17 protein-coding genes are annotated in these 15,199 nt (G+C 62.5%); 5 read left to right on the top strand and 12 right to left on the bottom strand.

What is annotated here, in order from left to right:
* Window positions 1-14: 14 nt before the first annotated feature.
* Window positions 15-1,250, top strand: coding sequence for an aminopeptidase P family protein (locus ACERHN_RS14260; RefSeq protein WP_415919685.1), 1,236 nt, complete (start codon window positions 15-17; stop codon window positions 1,248-1,250).
* A 49-nt stretch (window positions 1,251-1,299) separates the two neighbouring features.
* Here ACERHN_RS14260 and ACERHN_RS14255 read toward each other — a convergent pair whose 3' ends face one another.
* The 7 genes from ACERHN_RS14255 to ACERHN_RS14225 all read right to left on the bottom strand — a co-directional run bounded on the left by ACERHN_RS14255 (window position 1,300) and on the right by ACERHN_RS14225 (window position 7,651).
* Entirely contained in the window at window positions 1,300-2,142 is an 843-nt protein-coding gene (locus tag ACERHN_RS14255; RefSeq protein WP_415919684.1) for a hypothetical protein, read from the bottom strand.
* Window positions 2,139-3,479, bottom strand: coding sequence for a hypothetical protein (locus ACERHN_RS14250; protein WP_415919683.1), 1,341 nt, complete (start codon window positions 3,477-3,479; stop codon window positions 2,139-2,141). The genes ACERHN_RS14255 and ACERHN_RS14250 overlap by 4 nt, the downstream gene beginning before the upstream one ends.
* Window positions 3,469-3,864 carry a hypothetical protein gene (locus tag ACERHN_RS14245; protein WP_415919682.1) on the bottom strand — a complete coding sequence of 132 codons (396 nt, stop codon included), beginning with the start codon at window positions 3,862-3,864 and terminating at the stop codon, window positions 3,469-3,471. The genes ACERHN_RS14250 and ACERHN_RS14245 overlap by 11 nt, the downstream gene beginning before the upstream one ends.
* Complete coding sequence (locus ACERHN_RS14240; RefSeq protein WP_415919681.1) at window positions 3,864-5,942, bottom strand: type VI secretion system Vgr family protein; 2,079 nt, start codon at window positions 5,940-5,942, stop codon at window positions 3,864-3,866. The genes ACERHN_RS14245 and ACERHN_RS14240 overlap by 1 nt, the downstream gene beginning before the upstream one ends.
* Before the next feature lie 153 nt (window positions 5,943-6,095).
* Entirely contained in the window at window positions 6,096-6,953 is an 858-nt protein-coding gene (locus ACERHN_RS14235; RefSeq protein ID WP_415919680.1) for a PhzF family phenazine biosynthesis protein, read from the bottom strand.
* Window positions 6,954-7,012: 59 nt separating this feature from the next.
* Window positions 7,013-7,237, bottom strand: coding sequence for a DUF1150 family protein (locus ACERHN_RS14230; protein ID WP_415919679.1), 225 nt, complete (start codon window positions 7,235-7,237; stop codon window positions 7,013-7,015).
* A gap of 3 nt (window positions 7,238-7,240) precedes the next feature.
* The gene (locus ACERHN_RS14225; RefSeq protein WP_415919678.1) at window positions 7,241-7,651 is read right to left on the bottom strand and encodes an Hsp20 family protein; all 411 of its coding nucleotides are present in this window, start codon (window positions 7,649-7,651) and stop codon (window positions 7,241-7,243) included.
* 157 nt (window positions 7,652-7,808) lie between these two features.
* Between ACERHN_RS14225 and ACERHN_RS14220 the strand changes: the two genes are divergently transcribed.
* The 3 genes from ACERHN_RS14220 (at window position 7,809) to ACERHN_RS14210 (ending at window position 9,759) form a co-directional block, all read left to right on the top strand.
* Entirely contained in the window at window positions 7,809-8,033 is a 225-nt protein-coding gene (locus ACERHN_RS14220) for a YdcH family protein (protein WP_415919677.1), read from the top strand.
* 180 nt (window positions 8,034-8,213) lie between these two features.
* Window positions 8,214-8,699 (top strand): 5-(carboxyamino)imidazole ribonucleotide mutase, encoded by a 486-nt coding sequence (purE, locus tag ACERHN_RS14215; RefSeq protein ID WP_415919676.1) that lies wholly within the window; start codon window positions 8,214-8,216, stop codon window positions 8,697-8,699.
* Window positions 8,692-9,759, top strand: a complete 1,068-nt coding sequence (locus ACERHN_RS14210; protein ID WP_415919675.1) for a 5-(carboxyamino)imidazole ribonucleotide synthase — start codon at window positions 8,692-8,694, stop codon at window positions 9,757-9,759. The genes purE and ACERHN_RS14210 overlap by 8 nt, the downstream gene beginning before the upstream one ends.
* Here the strand turns inward: ACERHN_RS14210 and ACERHN_RS14205 are convergent.
* The gene (locus ACERHN_RS14205; protein WP_415919674.1) at window positions 9,756-10,904 is read right to left on the bottom strand and encodes an alpha-D-ribose 1-methylphosphonate 5-triphosphate diphosphatase; all 1,149 of its coding nucleotides are present in this window, start codon (window positions 10,902-10,904) and stop codon (window positions 9,756-9,758) included. The genes ACERHN_RS14210 and ACERHN_RS14205 overlap by 4 nt on opposite strands.
* Window positions 10,885-11,631: an esterase/lipase family protein gene (locus ACERHN_RS14200; protein WP_415919673.1), complete on the bottom strand. Its 747-nt coding sequence runs from the start codon at window positions 11,629-11,631 to the stop codon at window positions 10,885-10,887. Before ACERHN_RS14200 ends, ACERHN_RS14205 begins: the two co-directional genes overlap by 20 nt.
* Window positions 11,632-11,694: 63 nt before the next feature.
* On the opposite strand from ACERHN_RS14200, the gene ACERHN_RS14195 reads away from it, so the two are divergent.
* The gene (locus tag ACERHN_RS14195; RefSeq protein ID WP_415922746.1) at window positions 11,695-12,147 is read left to right on the top strand and encodes an NUDIX domain-containing protein; all 453 of its coding nucleotides are present in this window, start codon (window positions 11,695-11,697) and stop codon (window positions 12,145-12,147) included.
* On the opposite strand, the gene ACERHN_RS14190 is transcribed toward ACERHN_RS14195, so the two are convergent.
* Genes ACERHN_RS14190 through ACERHN_RS14180 form a run of 3 tightly spaced genes read right to left on the bottom strand, consistent with a single transcriptional unit; the run spans window position 12,113 to window position 15,112 of the window.
* Entirely contained in the window at window positions 12,113-13,087 is a 975-nt protein-coding gene (locus tag ACERHN_RS14190; RefSeq protein ID WP_415919672.1) for a DMT family transporter, read from the bottom strand. The two genes, ACERHN_RS14195 and ACERHN_RS14190, sit on opposite strands and share 35 nt — an antisense overlap.
* A gap of 41 nt (window positions 13,088-13,128) precedes the next feature.
* Window positions 13,129-14,772: a chaperonin GroEL gene (gene groL / locus ACERHN_RS14185; RefSeq protein ID WP_415919671.1), complete on the bottom strand. Its 1,644-nt coding sequence runs from the start codon at window positions 14,770-14,772 to the stop codon at window positions 13,129-13,131.
* Window positions 14,773-14,824: 52 nt separating this feature from the next.
* On the bottom strand, window positions 14,825-15,112 hold the full coding sequence (locus tag ACERHN_RS14180) for a co-chaperone GroES (protein WP_299368936.1): 288 nt from the start codon (window positions 15,110-15,112) through the stop codon (window positions 14,825-14,827).
* Between the last annotated feature and the right edge of the window lie 87 nt (window positions 15,113-15,199).

Raw genomic sequence — 15,199 nt, 5'->3', positions numbered from 1 at the left:
ACAGGAGTGAACCGATGGACGGCACATCCACCTTTGGCACACCGGGCCAACGCCCCGATTTCTACCGCTTTCATCAGGGTGACGTGGTCTTGCCCTTTGCGGAGGCTGAATACGAAACACGGCTTGCGGGACTGCGCGCCAGTATGGACGCGCACGGCATTGACGCCTGCGTGCTGACCTCCATGCACAACGTCGCCTATTTCTCCGGCTTTCTGTATTGCGCATTCGGGCGGCCCTATGCGCAGGTCGTCACCGCGACGGACACCGTCACCTTCAGCGCAGGCATTGATGCGGCCCAACCGTGGCGGCGCGGATATGGGGACAACATCACCTATACGGACTGGCGGCGGAACAATTACTGGCGCGCGATCGTGTCGGTCACGGGCACCGGCAAGGTGATCGGGTTCGAGGGCGACCACCTGTCGATTGCGCAGATGGGGTTGCTCGATACGTTCCTGGCCCCGTCGGCCAAGGTGGACATCGCGCCCCTCACCATGACGCAACGGTTTCACAAATCGCCTGCAGAGCTGGCGTTGATCCGTGCGGGTGCTGCGACAGCGGATGTGGGCGGCTATGCCATCCGCGATGCCATCACGGTGGGCGCGCGCGAGATCGACGTGGCCATGGCCGGTCGCGATGCAATGGAGCTGGAGATCGCCCGGCGTTTTCCCGACAGCGAAATCCGCGACAGCTGGGTATGGTTCCAATCGGGCATCAACACCGACGGCGCGCACAACCCGGTGACGTGCCGCAAGCTGGAGCGGGGCGACATCCTGAGCCTCAACACCTTTCCGATGATCTCGGGCTACTACACGGCGCTCGAGCGTACGCTGTTTGTTGGCACCGTGGACGATGCCAGCCTTGCCATCTGGCAGGCCAATGTGGATGCCCACGAATACGGGATGCGCCTGCTGAAACCCGGCGTCACCTGCGCCGAAATCACGCACAAGATCAACGACTTCTTCGCGGAACGGAACCTTTTGCAGTACCGCACCTTTGGCTACGGTCATTCCTTCGGCGTGCTCAGCCATTATTATGGGCGCGAGGCGGGACTGGAGCTGCGCGAGGATATCGACACCGTGCTGAAGCCGGGAATGGTGATCTCAATGGAACCGATGCTGACCATCCCTGACGGGCAGCCGGGCGCGGGCGGATACCGCGAACATGACATCCTGATCATCACCGAAGACGGGAACGAAAATATCACCGGATTTCCGTATGGGCCGGATCACAACGTGATCGGGGGTTGACCGGCCACCGGGTCAGCGTTCTGCGCTGACCCACCTAATGGCCCCTGTCTCAGCCGTTGTCCCAGTAGCGCGCGGGCAGCGCATCAAGCTGATCTGTGGCGGCGCGTGCCAGCGCCTCCTGTCCGGACGCGGACGCGGCCCATAGGATGTCTTCGGGCGCCAGTTCGACGGGTCCGCTGGCCGGGTGCAGATTGCTCATCTGCCCCTGAAACGCCGGATCGAGGATGTAGTCCTGAATGCGTTCCGCAATGTCACGCCCGCGGCCAAACGCGAGGTTCTGCGCATAGTAGCGTCCAAACGACACGATCTGTTGCAGCAGCGATGTCTCGAGAAAGTAGGACGGTTTTGACCGGTCAATCCGTGCAAACCAATCGTTGCGCGGGTCCGGGTGGCCCGGTTGCCGCCCTCCTTGCGCCATCTGATGCAGCAAGATCGCCCGCGGCAGCAGCGGTTCCGCAAACACGTGCATCACCGTGCCGTAGCAGTCGCGGTATTCCGGTGTACCGTCCACCGGCCCGTGGCGAAACATCTGCGCGGCATGGAGCGTGCAGACGACAAACCGTTCGTTCCGCATCAGATTGCCCCAGTCCGTTCGCAGCGCCTGCGCCATCTGGCGCAGCGCAATGCCCAGTTCATCGTCGACATGGGCCATACCGGCTTCGATCTGATCAATTGCGGGCACGACCTGTGTCCGGTGGATCACGTCGCGCAGAGGCGTGCCGTCGGCCATCGCCTCCAGCATCTGCGCGGTGATCTGGTAAATGCCGTTCAGGGTCGCAAGCGGGTGGCCCAATTCCGCCGCAGCCCAATCGTGATAGGCATAAATCGCGTCCCGCAGCGCCGCTTCGGTGTCAATCCGGGGATAGGTATTGTCGTTCGCGCGGGCCATCATTCATCCATTTCCCAAAAGGTCAGCGTGCGGCTGGGATCGTTGCGGTCAGGCACCTGGACCGGACGTATTGTTCCTTCGTCCGAGGTGAACGACCCGTCGTCATTTTCGACCCAGTTGCGGTTTTCCGGATGCTCGCGCCATGTCAGCGACACGCGGTCGATGTCAGCGGTGGTGGGGCGGAACTCTTCCCCGATCACCCATTGCGGCCGCCCGCCTTCGGTCGGAACCACACGGTTCCGTACGGTATAGCGGTCGCGGTAGTTCGGCTTGCCGATCCCTTGCAACGCAACGCCGTCGCCGGTCACGTTGTAATGCTCCAACTGCCGACCAAAGGAACTGATCCCGAGTTGCGATGGCGAGGTTTGGCCATTGCTGGGGTCAAAGAATTCACCGACGTCGGCGCGGGTTGGATTGCGCCACTGGGCAATCTGGTTGGGCGGCGGGAAGAGTTCGATGGTGATCGGGTGCAGGCCGGATATCCCATCGAGGTTGTCATAGCTGACGCCAAATTCATCCGCGAACGCGCGTTTGACCCGTTGCCGGGCAAAAGACGCCTCAAGCCCCGCATTGGAGGCGGCAAAATCCTCGTCCCCGGCCATCAGCCGGGCGCGAAACGATTCCAGGCGCTGTTCGCGCGCACTCAAAGGGCGCGGCGCTTCGGGCTGGCTTTGCGCGTCGGGATCAGGGTCCGTTGTGCCCGACGTGCGGCTGTCACCATATTCCTCGCGCAGGCGATTGATTGGATAGGTGCGCTGCAAATCGACCCGACGGCTGGAGGCAGACACCTGCACCGCCGTTGGGGCGTTGGGCGGGCCGATCAGGCGCACGCGCCAGACAAACATCCGAATGATGCGGATCGCCGCCGCAGACATGCCGACCAGGGCCAGCTCAATCCCGCCAAGGTCGATGAACACCGCAGCCGAAGCATAGAGCACGCCGCAATTCTCGAGATGGTCCTCGATCTTGTTCTTCCAGGCGATGAAGGCGTCGCGCATGTCCAGAAGGGCGGCGCGCGCGTCCTCATATGCCTGTTCTGACGCGCGTTCATACCGGCTTTGGTAGCTGGTGCCGCGCGCGCCCATCGCGGCAATGCCCATCGCAAAGGATTCGTACCCGTTCAGCAGGACGCCAAGCGGCCCGGTTTCCGTCACGATCTGGATCGCGGCGCGTTGTGCGGCCCGGCCGTTCTGCCCCGAGATGTCCTTGAGGAACTCCAGCAGCGCCACGTATTCATAAAAGTGGTTCCGGATCAGCTCCGCATAGGAACATTCGCCCGATGCATGGCCCGCGCCAAGATCGTCAACGCCAACCGGAATGGGATCGCCGTCATTTGCCACGCTTGATGAACCTGGACGCTTCAAACGCGCTGGAGGCGTCTGTCATGAAGAATTGCCGCCACATCTCCGTGGATAGGTTGGACAGGTCGATGTCCTTGATTTTGGGCGTGAACGCGGCCGGGCCACGGCTCAGCCCCGCGCTCAGGATCAACGCTTTGCTCTTTGCGGCGATGTCGCGGATGTTGCCGTCGATCTCCTTTGCGCCGTCCTCCATCGCCCACACCTTTTGATAAGCGCCGGTCCGGTCGGTGGATGTGCTCTTGCTGGCGTCCTTCACGGACACAGGCGTGATGCCAAGGTCCGCCCAGAATGCCTTGCGCAGGGCATTGCGCTGCGCCTTGTTCTCTTCTTCGGCCTTCAACCAGGCTGGGGTCAGCGTCCGCATCAGTTCAGGTCGATCCGGCCGCCCTTGTGGGTCAGCTGTGATTTGGCGTCGACCGTGATGTTCACACCTTCGAGGCTGATATTGCCGTCGCGGTCCATCACCAGCTTGGACTTGCCGCACACCACTTCGAACTTGTGGCCGACGACCACGACCTTGGACTGGCCGACCTCTTCCCAACTGCCAACCGCGACACTTTCGTTCTTCACGCCACCCACCGTCACCTGATAGCCGCCGCCAACGGTTGTGGACTTGGCCGCACCTACGACTTCGGTGGAACTGACCATGACGGTTTCGGCCTTGTTCTTGGCCACCGCGACGATCAGGTTGCCTTCGCCCATATTGAGAAAGTCGGGCAAGCCCAGCTTTCCGGTCAGGTCACTGATCTTGTTCGAGAATTTGGAGAATGCGCCGGTCACAGCACTTTGGAGTTTGTTCGGGCCGACCATCAGCGTCATGTTGCCGCCGATGATTTCGTGGTGGTTGTTGCCGACCTCGATGGATTTGTTGTTGCCGACGCTTTCGGACTGATTGCGGTCCACCCGCTTGGCGCGGTTGTTTTCGATATGCAGTTCGTGATCCTTCTCCGCGTGGAGATAGATCTTTTCCGCGCCGGTCGCGTCCTCGAAGGTCAATTCGTTGAAGCCGTCAGATTGATGGCTGTCGGACCGGAACACGGATTTTGTCTTGTGTTCGGGCAGCGGATAGGGCGCCTGGTTCGCGCCGTTATAGACACATCCCGTCACGATCGGCTTGTCCGGATCGCCGCGCAAGTGTTCGACGATCACCTCCATGCCGATGCGCGGGATGACCATCCCGCCCCAGCCCTTGGACGCCCAGTTCTGGCCCACGCGCACACGCATCGTGTGCGCCGCATCAAGGTCCCAGTGGAACCTGCACAGAATGCGCCCGTGTTCGTCACAGTCGATCTCGCCTTCGCCCACGACAACGGCCGTTTCGGGACCTTGCACGCGCGGTCCAGCCGTGCGCCGGTCCGGACGGTAGGGCGTGTCGTCGGGCATCAGGACGTATTCCCCGCTATAGGGTGCTTCGTCCCCATCCGCGTTGCCCGACCCATAGGCCTGTGTGCGGAACCGGTGCGTGGCCTTCAGGCACAGGAAAGACCGGCCCGACGCGTCCGGCACCTCATCCCCGCCAAGGGTCACGCGCCAGCCCGCGCCAAGCGTGACAACGTCGCCTTCGGCCTGATGGCGCGGGGCCTGCCCGCGCTCCTGTTCAACGCGCCGGTCCACAACGCCCAGACCTTCGCCTTGATTGAGGTAATCGCCCGGCCAATCATAGCTTTCGATGGCACCGCTTGGATGCGTGGCATCGCCGGTCTGATTGACCTCTTGTGCCGCGGTTGGTGTCTTGAAATTGTATTCCGTCAGGCGCACGGCACCGGTTGTGATCCGTTCGGCCCGGTTCCAGAGGCGGAAATGCTCTTCCTCGTGCCGGTGATACCCCTGCACCGCGTAAAACGGGCGCGCGCCGCCCGGCACTTCGGGCAAGGAAAAGGGTGCGTCGGTCAGAAGAAGCGTATGTGATCCCGCCTCGTGCCGCCACGACCAGGAAATACCATGGCGTTCCAATTGGCGACGCACGAAATTCGCGTCCGTTTCGCCATATTGCACCGTGTATTCCAGCGTCGGGTAGTCGCCCAGAACCTTGACGTCCAGATGCGGTGTACCCAGCTCGGCATAGCTCGACAGAACCTCTTCCACGATTTCGATGACGGTCTTGTTGTGAAAGATCCGCATATTGCGGCGCATGTCCGCAACCTGAAGCCAGGGTCGAAGGACCAGATCGTACCGGAACCCGTTCTCGAACGCGCCCCGATGCACCGCATCACATACGATCCCGTCAAAGGCGCGCGTGCCGTCGGCGTGATCAATAAACACCGTGCCGTGCGTGCCCAGCATGGCATGCAAATCAATTGCGGGTTGATCAGAAAGCGCATGGATGCGCCATTCGAAATCCCCGGACATTTCCTCGAAACCGTCCATGCGCAACAGGACAAGCGCGTCTTGCCCCAATACGGTTTCCAGTCGGGCTTGCCGACCGGCCTGCGCGAAGTTCATGTTCATAGCCTTGCCAACCAAAAACTCTTCTACCGCAGGTATTAAGAACACGTTTTTGTCATGAGTTGAATGCGTTAACGCAACGCAGGGCCCAATCGACCTGAATTGCTACCCAAGCGGGAATTTAAACGGGTTTCGGGTCGGTATGCCCGGTCAAATCGTCAATGTACCGCTGATCAGGACATGTGCCGCGCCCGCAACCTGCACGCCTGTGATCGCCGTGCGTGGGCCCAGAACCTCGACCTGCGCACGGCCCGGCCTGCCCATTCCGTCGCCCTGGCGCGCTTCAAACGTAGGCGCGTCGATCAACCCCTCGGCCCACAGATAAGCCGCCATCGCGCCGGTTGCGGATCCAGTGAACGGGTCTTCGGCCGGACTTGGCGGCGCCATCAACAGACGCGAAAAAGTGCCGCCGTCGTCAAGCGTCACCCAAAACGGCTCCATCACGTCGGTGCCATGCACGCCCAGTGCGTTCAGATATCGCTCAAACGGTCCCATCTGCAGTGCCGCACGCGCCAGCACGTCCCGGTCGCGCAGCACGGTGATGCAGAACGGCAGGCCTGTCGACACGACCTGAGGCGGGTGCACAATGTCGTCAGGCTCCAGCCCGCCTACCGCAGCGACCAATGCCGGGTCGGGCGTCGCGCCGAAGGATGGCGCAATCTGGCGCATGGTCACGGTGTTGCCCGCGACGGTGACCGGCACGACGCCGGCCCCGGTTTCAAGCGTCAGCGGCCCGTCACCAACCACCCCGCGATGACGCAAGGCGGCAACCGTCGCAACGGTGGGGTGCCCGGCAAACGGGATCTCGCGGCTGGCAAGGAAGTACCGCACGCGGATATCAGCCACCTCGGATGGCCCGGTAAACGTGCATTCGACTAGGGAGGTTTCGCGGACAAACGCCATGCAGGTGGCGTCGTCCAACCCTGCCCCCTGATGCACCACGGCACAGCCGTTGCCACCGAACGGAACATCGGTGAACGCATCCACCCAATCCACGTCAAAACGCATGCCACGCCTTTCCACTGTCTACATCGGCACCGCGTGACACGGGCCTCGGGCCGCTCAGGTCAGTGCAGGGGTTGCGGCGCGTAATCGTGCTGCCGTGCCAAGGCCAGAGCCAGCTTTCGGTCTGCAACAAGCGCAAGTTGCTGTCCCTCGGCATCATGGACGGCAAACAACTGCTCCAGCCCTTCGGCCTGATCCCGCACTTCGCGCGGCAGGGCATCGACCGCGATTGGCTTTACATAGACCATCCGGCCCACATCGGCATTCAAATCATATGGCGTGTTCATGACCTATCCTTTCCTGATGCTGATCGTCTGGACGATTTTTTCGGGCGTTGCGCGGGTCAGATCGACATGCAGCAAACCATTTTCCATGATCGCTTCGCCCACCTCGACCCCATCGGCCAGGACAAAGCTGCGCTGGAACTGGCGCGCGGCAATACCACGATGCAGAAACACCCGCTCCGCCCCGTCATCACCTTGCCTGCCCCGGATCACCAGCTGCCGGTCTTCCACCGTAATGGCCAGATCCGCTTCGGCAAATCCGGCCACGGCCAACGTGATCCGGTACGAATTTTCCGATGTCTGTTCGATATTGAACGGCGGATAGCCTTCGGCGCTCTTCGCCGTGCGTTCCAGCAATCGTTCAAGCTGCTCAAACCCAAGCATATGGGGATACGAGCCAAGCGTCATTTTCGTCATGCGACACGTCCTTTGGTCAAGCGACAGTCAAATGCCCGCCCCGAGACCGGCGACAAGCCTCATGAATATGGGCAGTCTTTGAAGGCGGAACAAGGTCTATGCGCCTGGCGGATCAATGATTATATTCATCTGCGACCCCACAAGTGGAATCACACGCATGAACGCGCCCTCCGATATCTCCATGAAAACCGACGACGTCCTGCGCGTCGAGCTGGAGGTTTTCCGGTGCGAACATCGCGACCTTGATGAGGCAATCCGCGCGCTGCAGGAAAAAGGCACGTCGGATCAGCTGACGATCCAGCGTCTGAAAAAGAAAAAGCTCCGGCTCAAGGACAAGATCGCGATCATCGAAGACCGCCTGACCCCGGACATCATCGCCTGACATCGCCGCCTGCGCGTGCGACAGCGCACGGGCAACAGCATGGGCCGACACCTGTTCCAGGTGGCCCGGCCCCCTCAAATGTCCCACCCCGACACGCCCTAAAACACCCTGCCGCCGAAGTGATTGCGCTCGGCCCGAAAACCCCTATATTCCGCGCTTCTTCACAGGCAGGAGCGCGCAATGGCACACCCGGTCGGGATCATCATGGGCAGCCAGTCGGACTGGCCCACCATGCGCGAGGCTGCGGACATCCTCGACGCGCTCGACATCCCATACGACACCGCAATCGTCTCGGCGCACCGCACCCCGGACCGTCTGTGGGACTATGGCAAAACGGCCGTGGACCGAGGGCTCAAAGTGATTATCGCCGGTGCCGGCGGCGCGGCCCACCTGCCCGGCATGATGGCCTCTAAAACCCGTGTTCCCGTTATCGGCGTCCCGGTCCAGACCAAGGCCCTGTCCGGCGTCGACAGCCTCTATTCCATCCTGCAAATGCCGCGGGGCTTTCCCGTGGCGACCATGGCCATCGGCGCTGCGGGCGCGGCCAATGCAGGCCTGATGGCCGCCGGTATCCTCGCCACGTCGGACGCCGCCATCGCAGACCGGCTGGACGCATGGCGTGCCGCCCTCTCTGCGTCGATCCCCGAGGTGCCGCAAGATGACTGAACCGCTAGCCCAAGGCGCCACAATCGGCATCCTCGGCGGTGGGCAGTTGGGACGCATGCTCGCCGTAGCGGCCGCACGGCTCGGGTTCCGCACCCATATATTTGAGCCGGGCGCACAGCCGCCTGCGGCCGACGTGGCCCACATGGTCACCACCGCCGCCTACGAAGACAACGATGCGCTCTATGCCTTTGCGACATCGGTGGATGTCATCACTTATGAATTCGAAAACATCCCCACCCTGACCCTCGACGCGCTCGAAGACCTCGCCCCGATCCGTCCAGGCCGCGAGGCCCTGCGCGTCAGCCAGGATCGGCTGGTGGAAAAGGAATTTCTGCACGGCCTCGGGCTCAAGACGGCCCCGTTTTCTGACGTCCCTGACATGGTCGCCCTGACAACGGCACTGCCGGACATCGGCACCCCCGCGATCCTCAAGACGCGGCGCTTTGGCTATGACGGCAAGGGACAGGCTCGGCTGCGCACATCCGAAGACGCCCAAACCGCCCTCGACGCGATGCAGGGCGCACCCGCCATACTCGAAGGGTTTGTGGATTTCAGCCACGAGGTCTCCGTGATCGCCGCCCGCGGCGTTGATGGCAGCGTCGCCTGCTTTGATCCCGGCGAAAACGTCCATTCCGACGGCATCCTGCGCACCACAACCGTGCCCGCCCGTCTCAGCGCGCCACAGCGCACCGATGCGGTCCTGCTCGCGGCGCAAATCCTGAACGCACTCGATTATGTTGGTGTGATGGGGGTGGAGCTGTTTGTGACACCCCAGGGGTTGATCGTGAACGAAATCGCCCCCCGCGTGCACAATTCAGGGCACTGGACCCAGAACGGCTGTTGCGTCGATCAATTCGAACAGCATATCCGCGCCATCGCCGGTTGGCCGCTGGGCGATGGGCAGCGCCATGCGGATGTTGTCATGGAGAACCTGATTGGCGATGACATGGACCGCGTTCCATCCATCGCACAGGAAAAGGATGCCGCCCTGCACCTCTATGGCAAGGGCGAGACGCGGGCCGGTCGCAAGATGGGCCACGTGAACCGGATCACGCGTTAGGCGGCCACAAAGCGCGCCGCGATGTCCCCGGACATGTAACTGAGCCGTCCGCCGGACATCGTGGCCGTCACCCGGTCCTGCGCATCAAGGATCACCAGATCAGCCCGCATGCCCGCGTCCAGCGTGCCCCGATCGCTCAACCCCAATACGCGGGCCGGTCCCGACGACAGCAGGGCCCAGGCCTCTGCCAATGGCAAGACGCCGGACCGGGCCAGCATCAACGCTGCCCGGCGCGGCGATGGGTAGTGATAATCAGAGGCCAGCGCATCACAGAGCCCCATGGCAATCAGCTCAAGCGCAGAGGCGTTGCCCTTGTGCGAACCGCCCCGCACCACATTGGGCGCGCCCAGCACGACAAGGTCACCGGCCGCTTTCGCAGCCTCGGCCGCCACCGCCGTTTCGGGGAATTCAGCCACATGCGCGCCGCGCGCATGCCACACAGTGCGATCATCGCCGGTTTGGTCGTCATGACTGCCCAACCGCACGCCCATCTCGCGCAACCGCCCGCACAACGTATCCAGTGCCGCAGGCACGGCATCCGTCACGGCGTGCAGGTCCAGCAACATCTGAAAATGTGCATCCGGATTGCGCCCAGCCTTCAGCGCTTGCCCCGTCAAACGCGGCGGCTTGCGCCCCTCCGCCAGCCGGTCATGCGGCAGGTGGTCGTTGAACACGACATAATCGACCCCCCACCGCGCGATCTGCTCAGGCAGCGCGTCATAGTGATCGATCAAATGCGTCTCGAACCGCAATTGCGGGCGCAAATCCGTCACCACATCGCCGCGGATCTCTGCCAGCCCGGCAAAAACCTGATCCGCAAATTCGAGCCCCCGCAGCCCGCCTTCCCAACTCAGAAACTGCGCGAGCACACCGGTGGTGATCCCATTGGCCGCCAGTTCCGCCTCACTGGCGCGCAGACCTTCGGCCATCTGCTTCATCGCGCCACGGCGTGGCGCCACATGCCGTTCGAACCCGTCGCCGTGGACATCAATGATGCCCGGAAACACACGGTATCCCTTCAGGTCGACGTCCCGTCCGGCTGTGCCGTCCACGATGTACCCATCCGCGACGCTCAGCCGCCGCAGGTCGAGACCATCCGGCCCCAGCACCTCAGCCCCCACGAGGTCAATCGCCAGCATCGTCATCCCCGGCCAACTGCTCCAACACCGCCTCGGCCCAGCTCAGGTCGCGATCAAACCGGCCCGTGCGCAGGAAATGTGTCACTTGGGCGAGGACAGCGGGATTGTTCATCATGAACGTATGGGTCACCGGCAAGGTCAGATGGGCGGCCATGCCGTCGACGCGGGTCGACGCGACGGAGACTTTTCCATCATCAGGCCCCGGCAACAGGGACGAGAAATACGGGTTCAACGACCGGTTCCCGGCGATCACACCGACCGGATAGGTGACCGCCGGCAGGGCCCGCGGCAGGCTCTGATCACCAGTGCCCAATTGCCCGCCCGCAGGACCGTTGATCCACCCGAACGCGTCCAGATCACCCAGCGTATCGACCACCTCGCTGCCCTGATTGGGCGGCGCCATCATCACCACGTGCCCCAAACGCTCCGGCACCCCATGCCGCGCAATCCAGTAGCGCAACAGGATGCCACCCATCGAATGGGTCACCACATGCACCTGCGCGCCGTCACAGCGCTCCAGCGCCCAGGGCAGGACCGCCTCGGCCAGCGCCTCCACCGAAGCCGATGTCGAAGGGTAGCCAGGTCGCACGACGTCGAACCCGTCCGCCTCCAACGCGCTTTCCATCACCAGCAGTGATGCCTCGCTGCGTGCAAGCCCGTGCAACAGGATCACGCAATCCGCCAAGGCCGGGCGCGCCATCAAACCAATCAGAATGAAAACAAGGTACCGCATACCGCTTGAGATAGCCTCTCCGCACGCCCTATGGAATAACCGAACTGCCAGATTGGAACCGACATACGTCCGAAATCCCCACGTCTCGCCGTGCGCGCCATCATCGTCGAGGACGGTCAGCTGCTCATGGTCAACGCCTTTCCGGACGGGCAAAGCCCGCTGATGTGCGCGCCGGGCGGCGGGGTTGAGGTGGGCAGTGCACTGCCCGACAACCTCATGCGTGAGGTGTTCGAGGAAACCGGCCTGCGCATTGTGGTGGGCGCGCCCTGTCTCGTGAACGAATTTCACGACCCGGCCAGCGCCTTTCATCAGGTGGACGTGTATTTCCATTGCACCATCGCACCGGACAGTCCCCGCCCGGCCCACTGGACCGATCCCGAAGCCATCGTGAGCGATCGCCGCTGGCTGACGCGCGCGCAGCTTGCCCAGACGCCGCACAAACCCGACAGCCTCGCCGACGTCGCCTTTGGCAGTGGCGGGATTACGTACGATCCGCTGGAGCCTTTGGTGCGGTGATTGCCAGCGCGATCCCGCCAAGCACAAGAACCGCCGACAGCACCAGATCAAGCCCAACCGCTTCGCCCAACAGAACCGCCCCACCGGCAATCGCAATGATCGGCACGCTAAGTTGCAGGACCGCGGCCGTTTGCGCCGCCAATTGCGGCAACACCCGGTACCACAGCGCATAGCCAAGCCCCGACGTGACGCCGCCACACACAATCGCAAGCGCAATGCCGGACGGCGCCGCCGACAACGACGCCCCCAAAAGCAGGATCAGCATCAACGGCAAGGTCAGCACGAAATTCGCCGCCGTCGCGGCAAGCGGATCCTGCGCGCCGCGCCCCGCCAGCGTATAGGCGGCCCAGCCAATCCCTGCGCACACCATGAACACCGCACCGGACACATGCGTCGGACTGCCGCCCTCTCCCGGCCAGAGGGCATAGGCAAGCCCCGAAAACGCCACAGCCGCCCCCAGCAACTGCCGCGCACTGGGCACAGCCCCCCGTACCGCGCTCCAGCCAAACATCGTGACCTGCACCGTCCCGAACAGGATCAGCGCCCCGAGGCCCGCATCCAAAGTGACATAGGCTAGCGAAAATCCGATCATGTAGACGCTCAGGCTCAGCACGCCGAGCGCACGACCCTTCGCAAAGACCGGCAAACCGCCGCCCCGCACCGACAGGATCATCCCCAGCACCACGGCGCCCGACAACACACGGATGACGGCGAAACTCGATGGATCAATGGCACCACTGTCCACCGCCAAACGGTTCAGGATGGAATTGGCGGCAAAGGCCACCATGGTCAGACATGTCATCAGGGCAAGCCGCATGGCACATGCGTACTCCGCCATCGCCCCCTCGTCCATACACCACATGGGTTGGCGGGTGGGCGCCTTTTGCCCCGCAAAGGGGCAAAACAGAGCACCTGCCAAACCAAAGAAAAGGGGCCGCATCGCTGCGACCCCTTCCCATTCATATATGGCCAGCGGCTGGCTTACATCATGCCGCCCATGCCGCCCATGTCGGGCATGCCGCCGGGTGCGCCACCGGCGCCGTCCTTGGCAGGCTTGTCCGCAACCATGGCTTCGGTGGTGATCAGCAGTGCCGCAACAGATGCCGCATCCTGCAGCGCCGTCCGCACAACCTTGGCCGGGTCGATCACACCGAAGTCGAACATGTTGCCATATTCTTCGGTCTGCGCGTTGAAACCAAAGGTCACGTCGTCGCTCTCGCGGATCTTGCCCGCGACAACAGCACCGTCCACACCGGCATTCTCTGCGATCTGACGCAAAGGTGCCTCGATAGCGCGACGCACGATCGAGATACCGACATTCTGGTCGTTGTTCTCGCCGGACAGACCGTCGAGCGCCTTGGCGCCCTGCACCAGAGCGACACCGCCGCCCACGACAACACCTTCCTGCACAGCCGCACGTGTCGCGTTCAGAGCGTCGTCCACACGGTCCTTGCGCTCTTTCACTTCGACCTCGGTCATGCCGCCGACACGGATCACGGCAACACCGCCTGCCAGTTTGGCAACGCGCTCTTGCAGCTTCTCACGGTCATAGTCGGATGTGGTTTCTTCGATCTGGCCACGGATCTGGGCAACACGTGCCTCGATCTCGGCTTTCTCGCCCGCACCGTCGATGATGGTGGTCTCGTCCTTGGTGATCTGAACGCGCTTGGCGGTGCCCAGCATGTCCATGGTCACGGTCTCAAGCTTCATGCCCAGTTCTTCGGAAATCACCTGACCGCCGGTCAGGATACCGATGTCCTGCAGCATCGCCTTGCGACGATCGCCAAAGCCGGGGGCCTTGACCGCAGCAATCTTCAGACCGCCACGCAGCTTGTTGACCACGAGTGTCGCCAGCGCTTCGCCTTCGACGTCTTCGGCGATGATCAGCAGCGGCTTCTGGCTCTGGATCACCGACTCGAGCAGGGGCACCATCGGCTGCAGCGACGAGAGTTTCTTCTCGTGCAGCAGGATCATGCAGTCTTCCAGCTCTGTGGTCATCTTGTCGGCGTTGGTCACGAAGTAGGGGCTCAGGTAGCCGCGATCAAACTGCATGCCTTCGACAACGTCGGTCTCTGTTTCCAGACCCTTGTTCTCTTCGACAGTGATCACACCCTCGTTGCCGACCTTCTGCATCGCGTCCGCGATCTGACGGCCGATTTCCGCTTCGCCGTTGGCCGAGATGGTGCCCACTTGCGCGACTTCGTCGCTGTCAGTCACGTCACGGGCCGCGGCCTTGATCGCTTCGACAACTTTGGCTGTCGCCATGTCGATGCCGCGCTTGAGGTCCATCGGGTTCATGCCGGCGGCAACCGATTTCATGCCTTCCTTGACGATGGCTTGCGCCAGAACGGTTGCGGTGGTTGTACCGTCGCCCGCTTCATCATTGGTGCGGGAAGCGACTTCCTTCACCATCTGTGCGCCCATGTTCTCGAACTTGTCTTCCAGTTCGATTTCCTTGGCAACCGACACACCGTCCTTGGTGATGCGGGGTGCGCCGAAGGATTTGTCCAGCACCACGTTGCGGCCCTTGGGGCCCAGTGTCACCTTCACCGCGTCGGCGAGGATGTTCACGCCGGTCAGCATACGTGCGCGGGCATCTGTGTCGAATTTGACGTCCTTAGCCATATTCAAGTCTCCTGTGAGAGTTTCGATAAGAGATCAGAGAAGCGCCGCGCGCTTACTCGATGATCCCCATGATGTCGCTTTCTTTCATCATCAGCAGCTCTTCGCCGTCGATGGTGACCTCTGTGCCGGACCACTTGCCGAACAGAACCTTGTCGCCGGTTTTCACACCCATTTCGATCAGCTCACCGCTGTCTTTGCGGGCGCCGGGGCCTGCGGCCACGATTTCGCCTTCGCTGGGCTTTTCCTTGGCGCTATCGGGGATGATCAGCCCGCCAGCGGTTTTCTCTTCGCTTTCGGTGCGGCGTACAAGCACGCGGTCATGAAGCGGTTTCAATGCCATCTTTGTAGCTCCTTGAGGCTCAAAGTTTCTCCCTCGACCCCGATCCGGGGCCGTTAGCACTCAATCTTGCTGAGTGCTAACGCAGCG

This window comes from Tateyamaria rhodophyticola, assembly GCF_047777875.1.
In the GTDB taxonomy this organism is placed as follows: domain Bacteria; phylum Pseudomonadota; class Alphaproteobacteria; order Rhodobacterales; family Rhodobacteraceae; genus Tateyamaria.
This window is presented reverse-complemented; position numbering and strand designations above follow the sequence as displayed.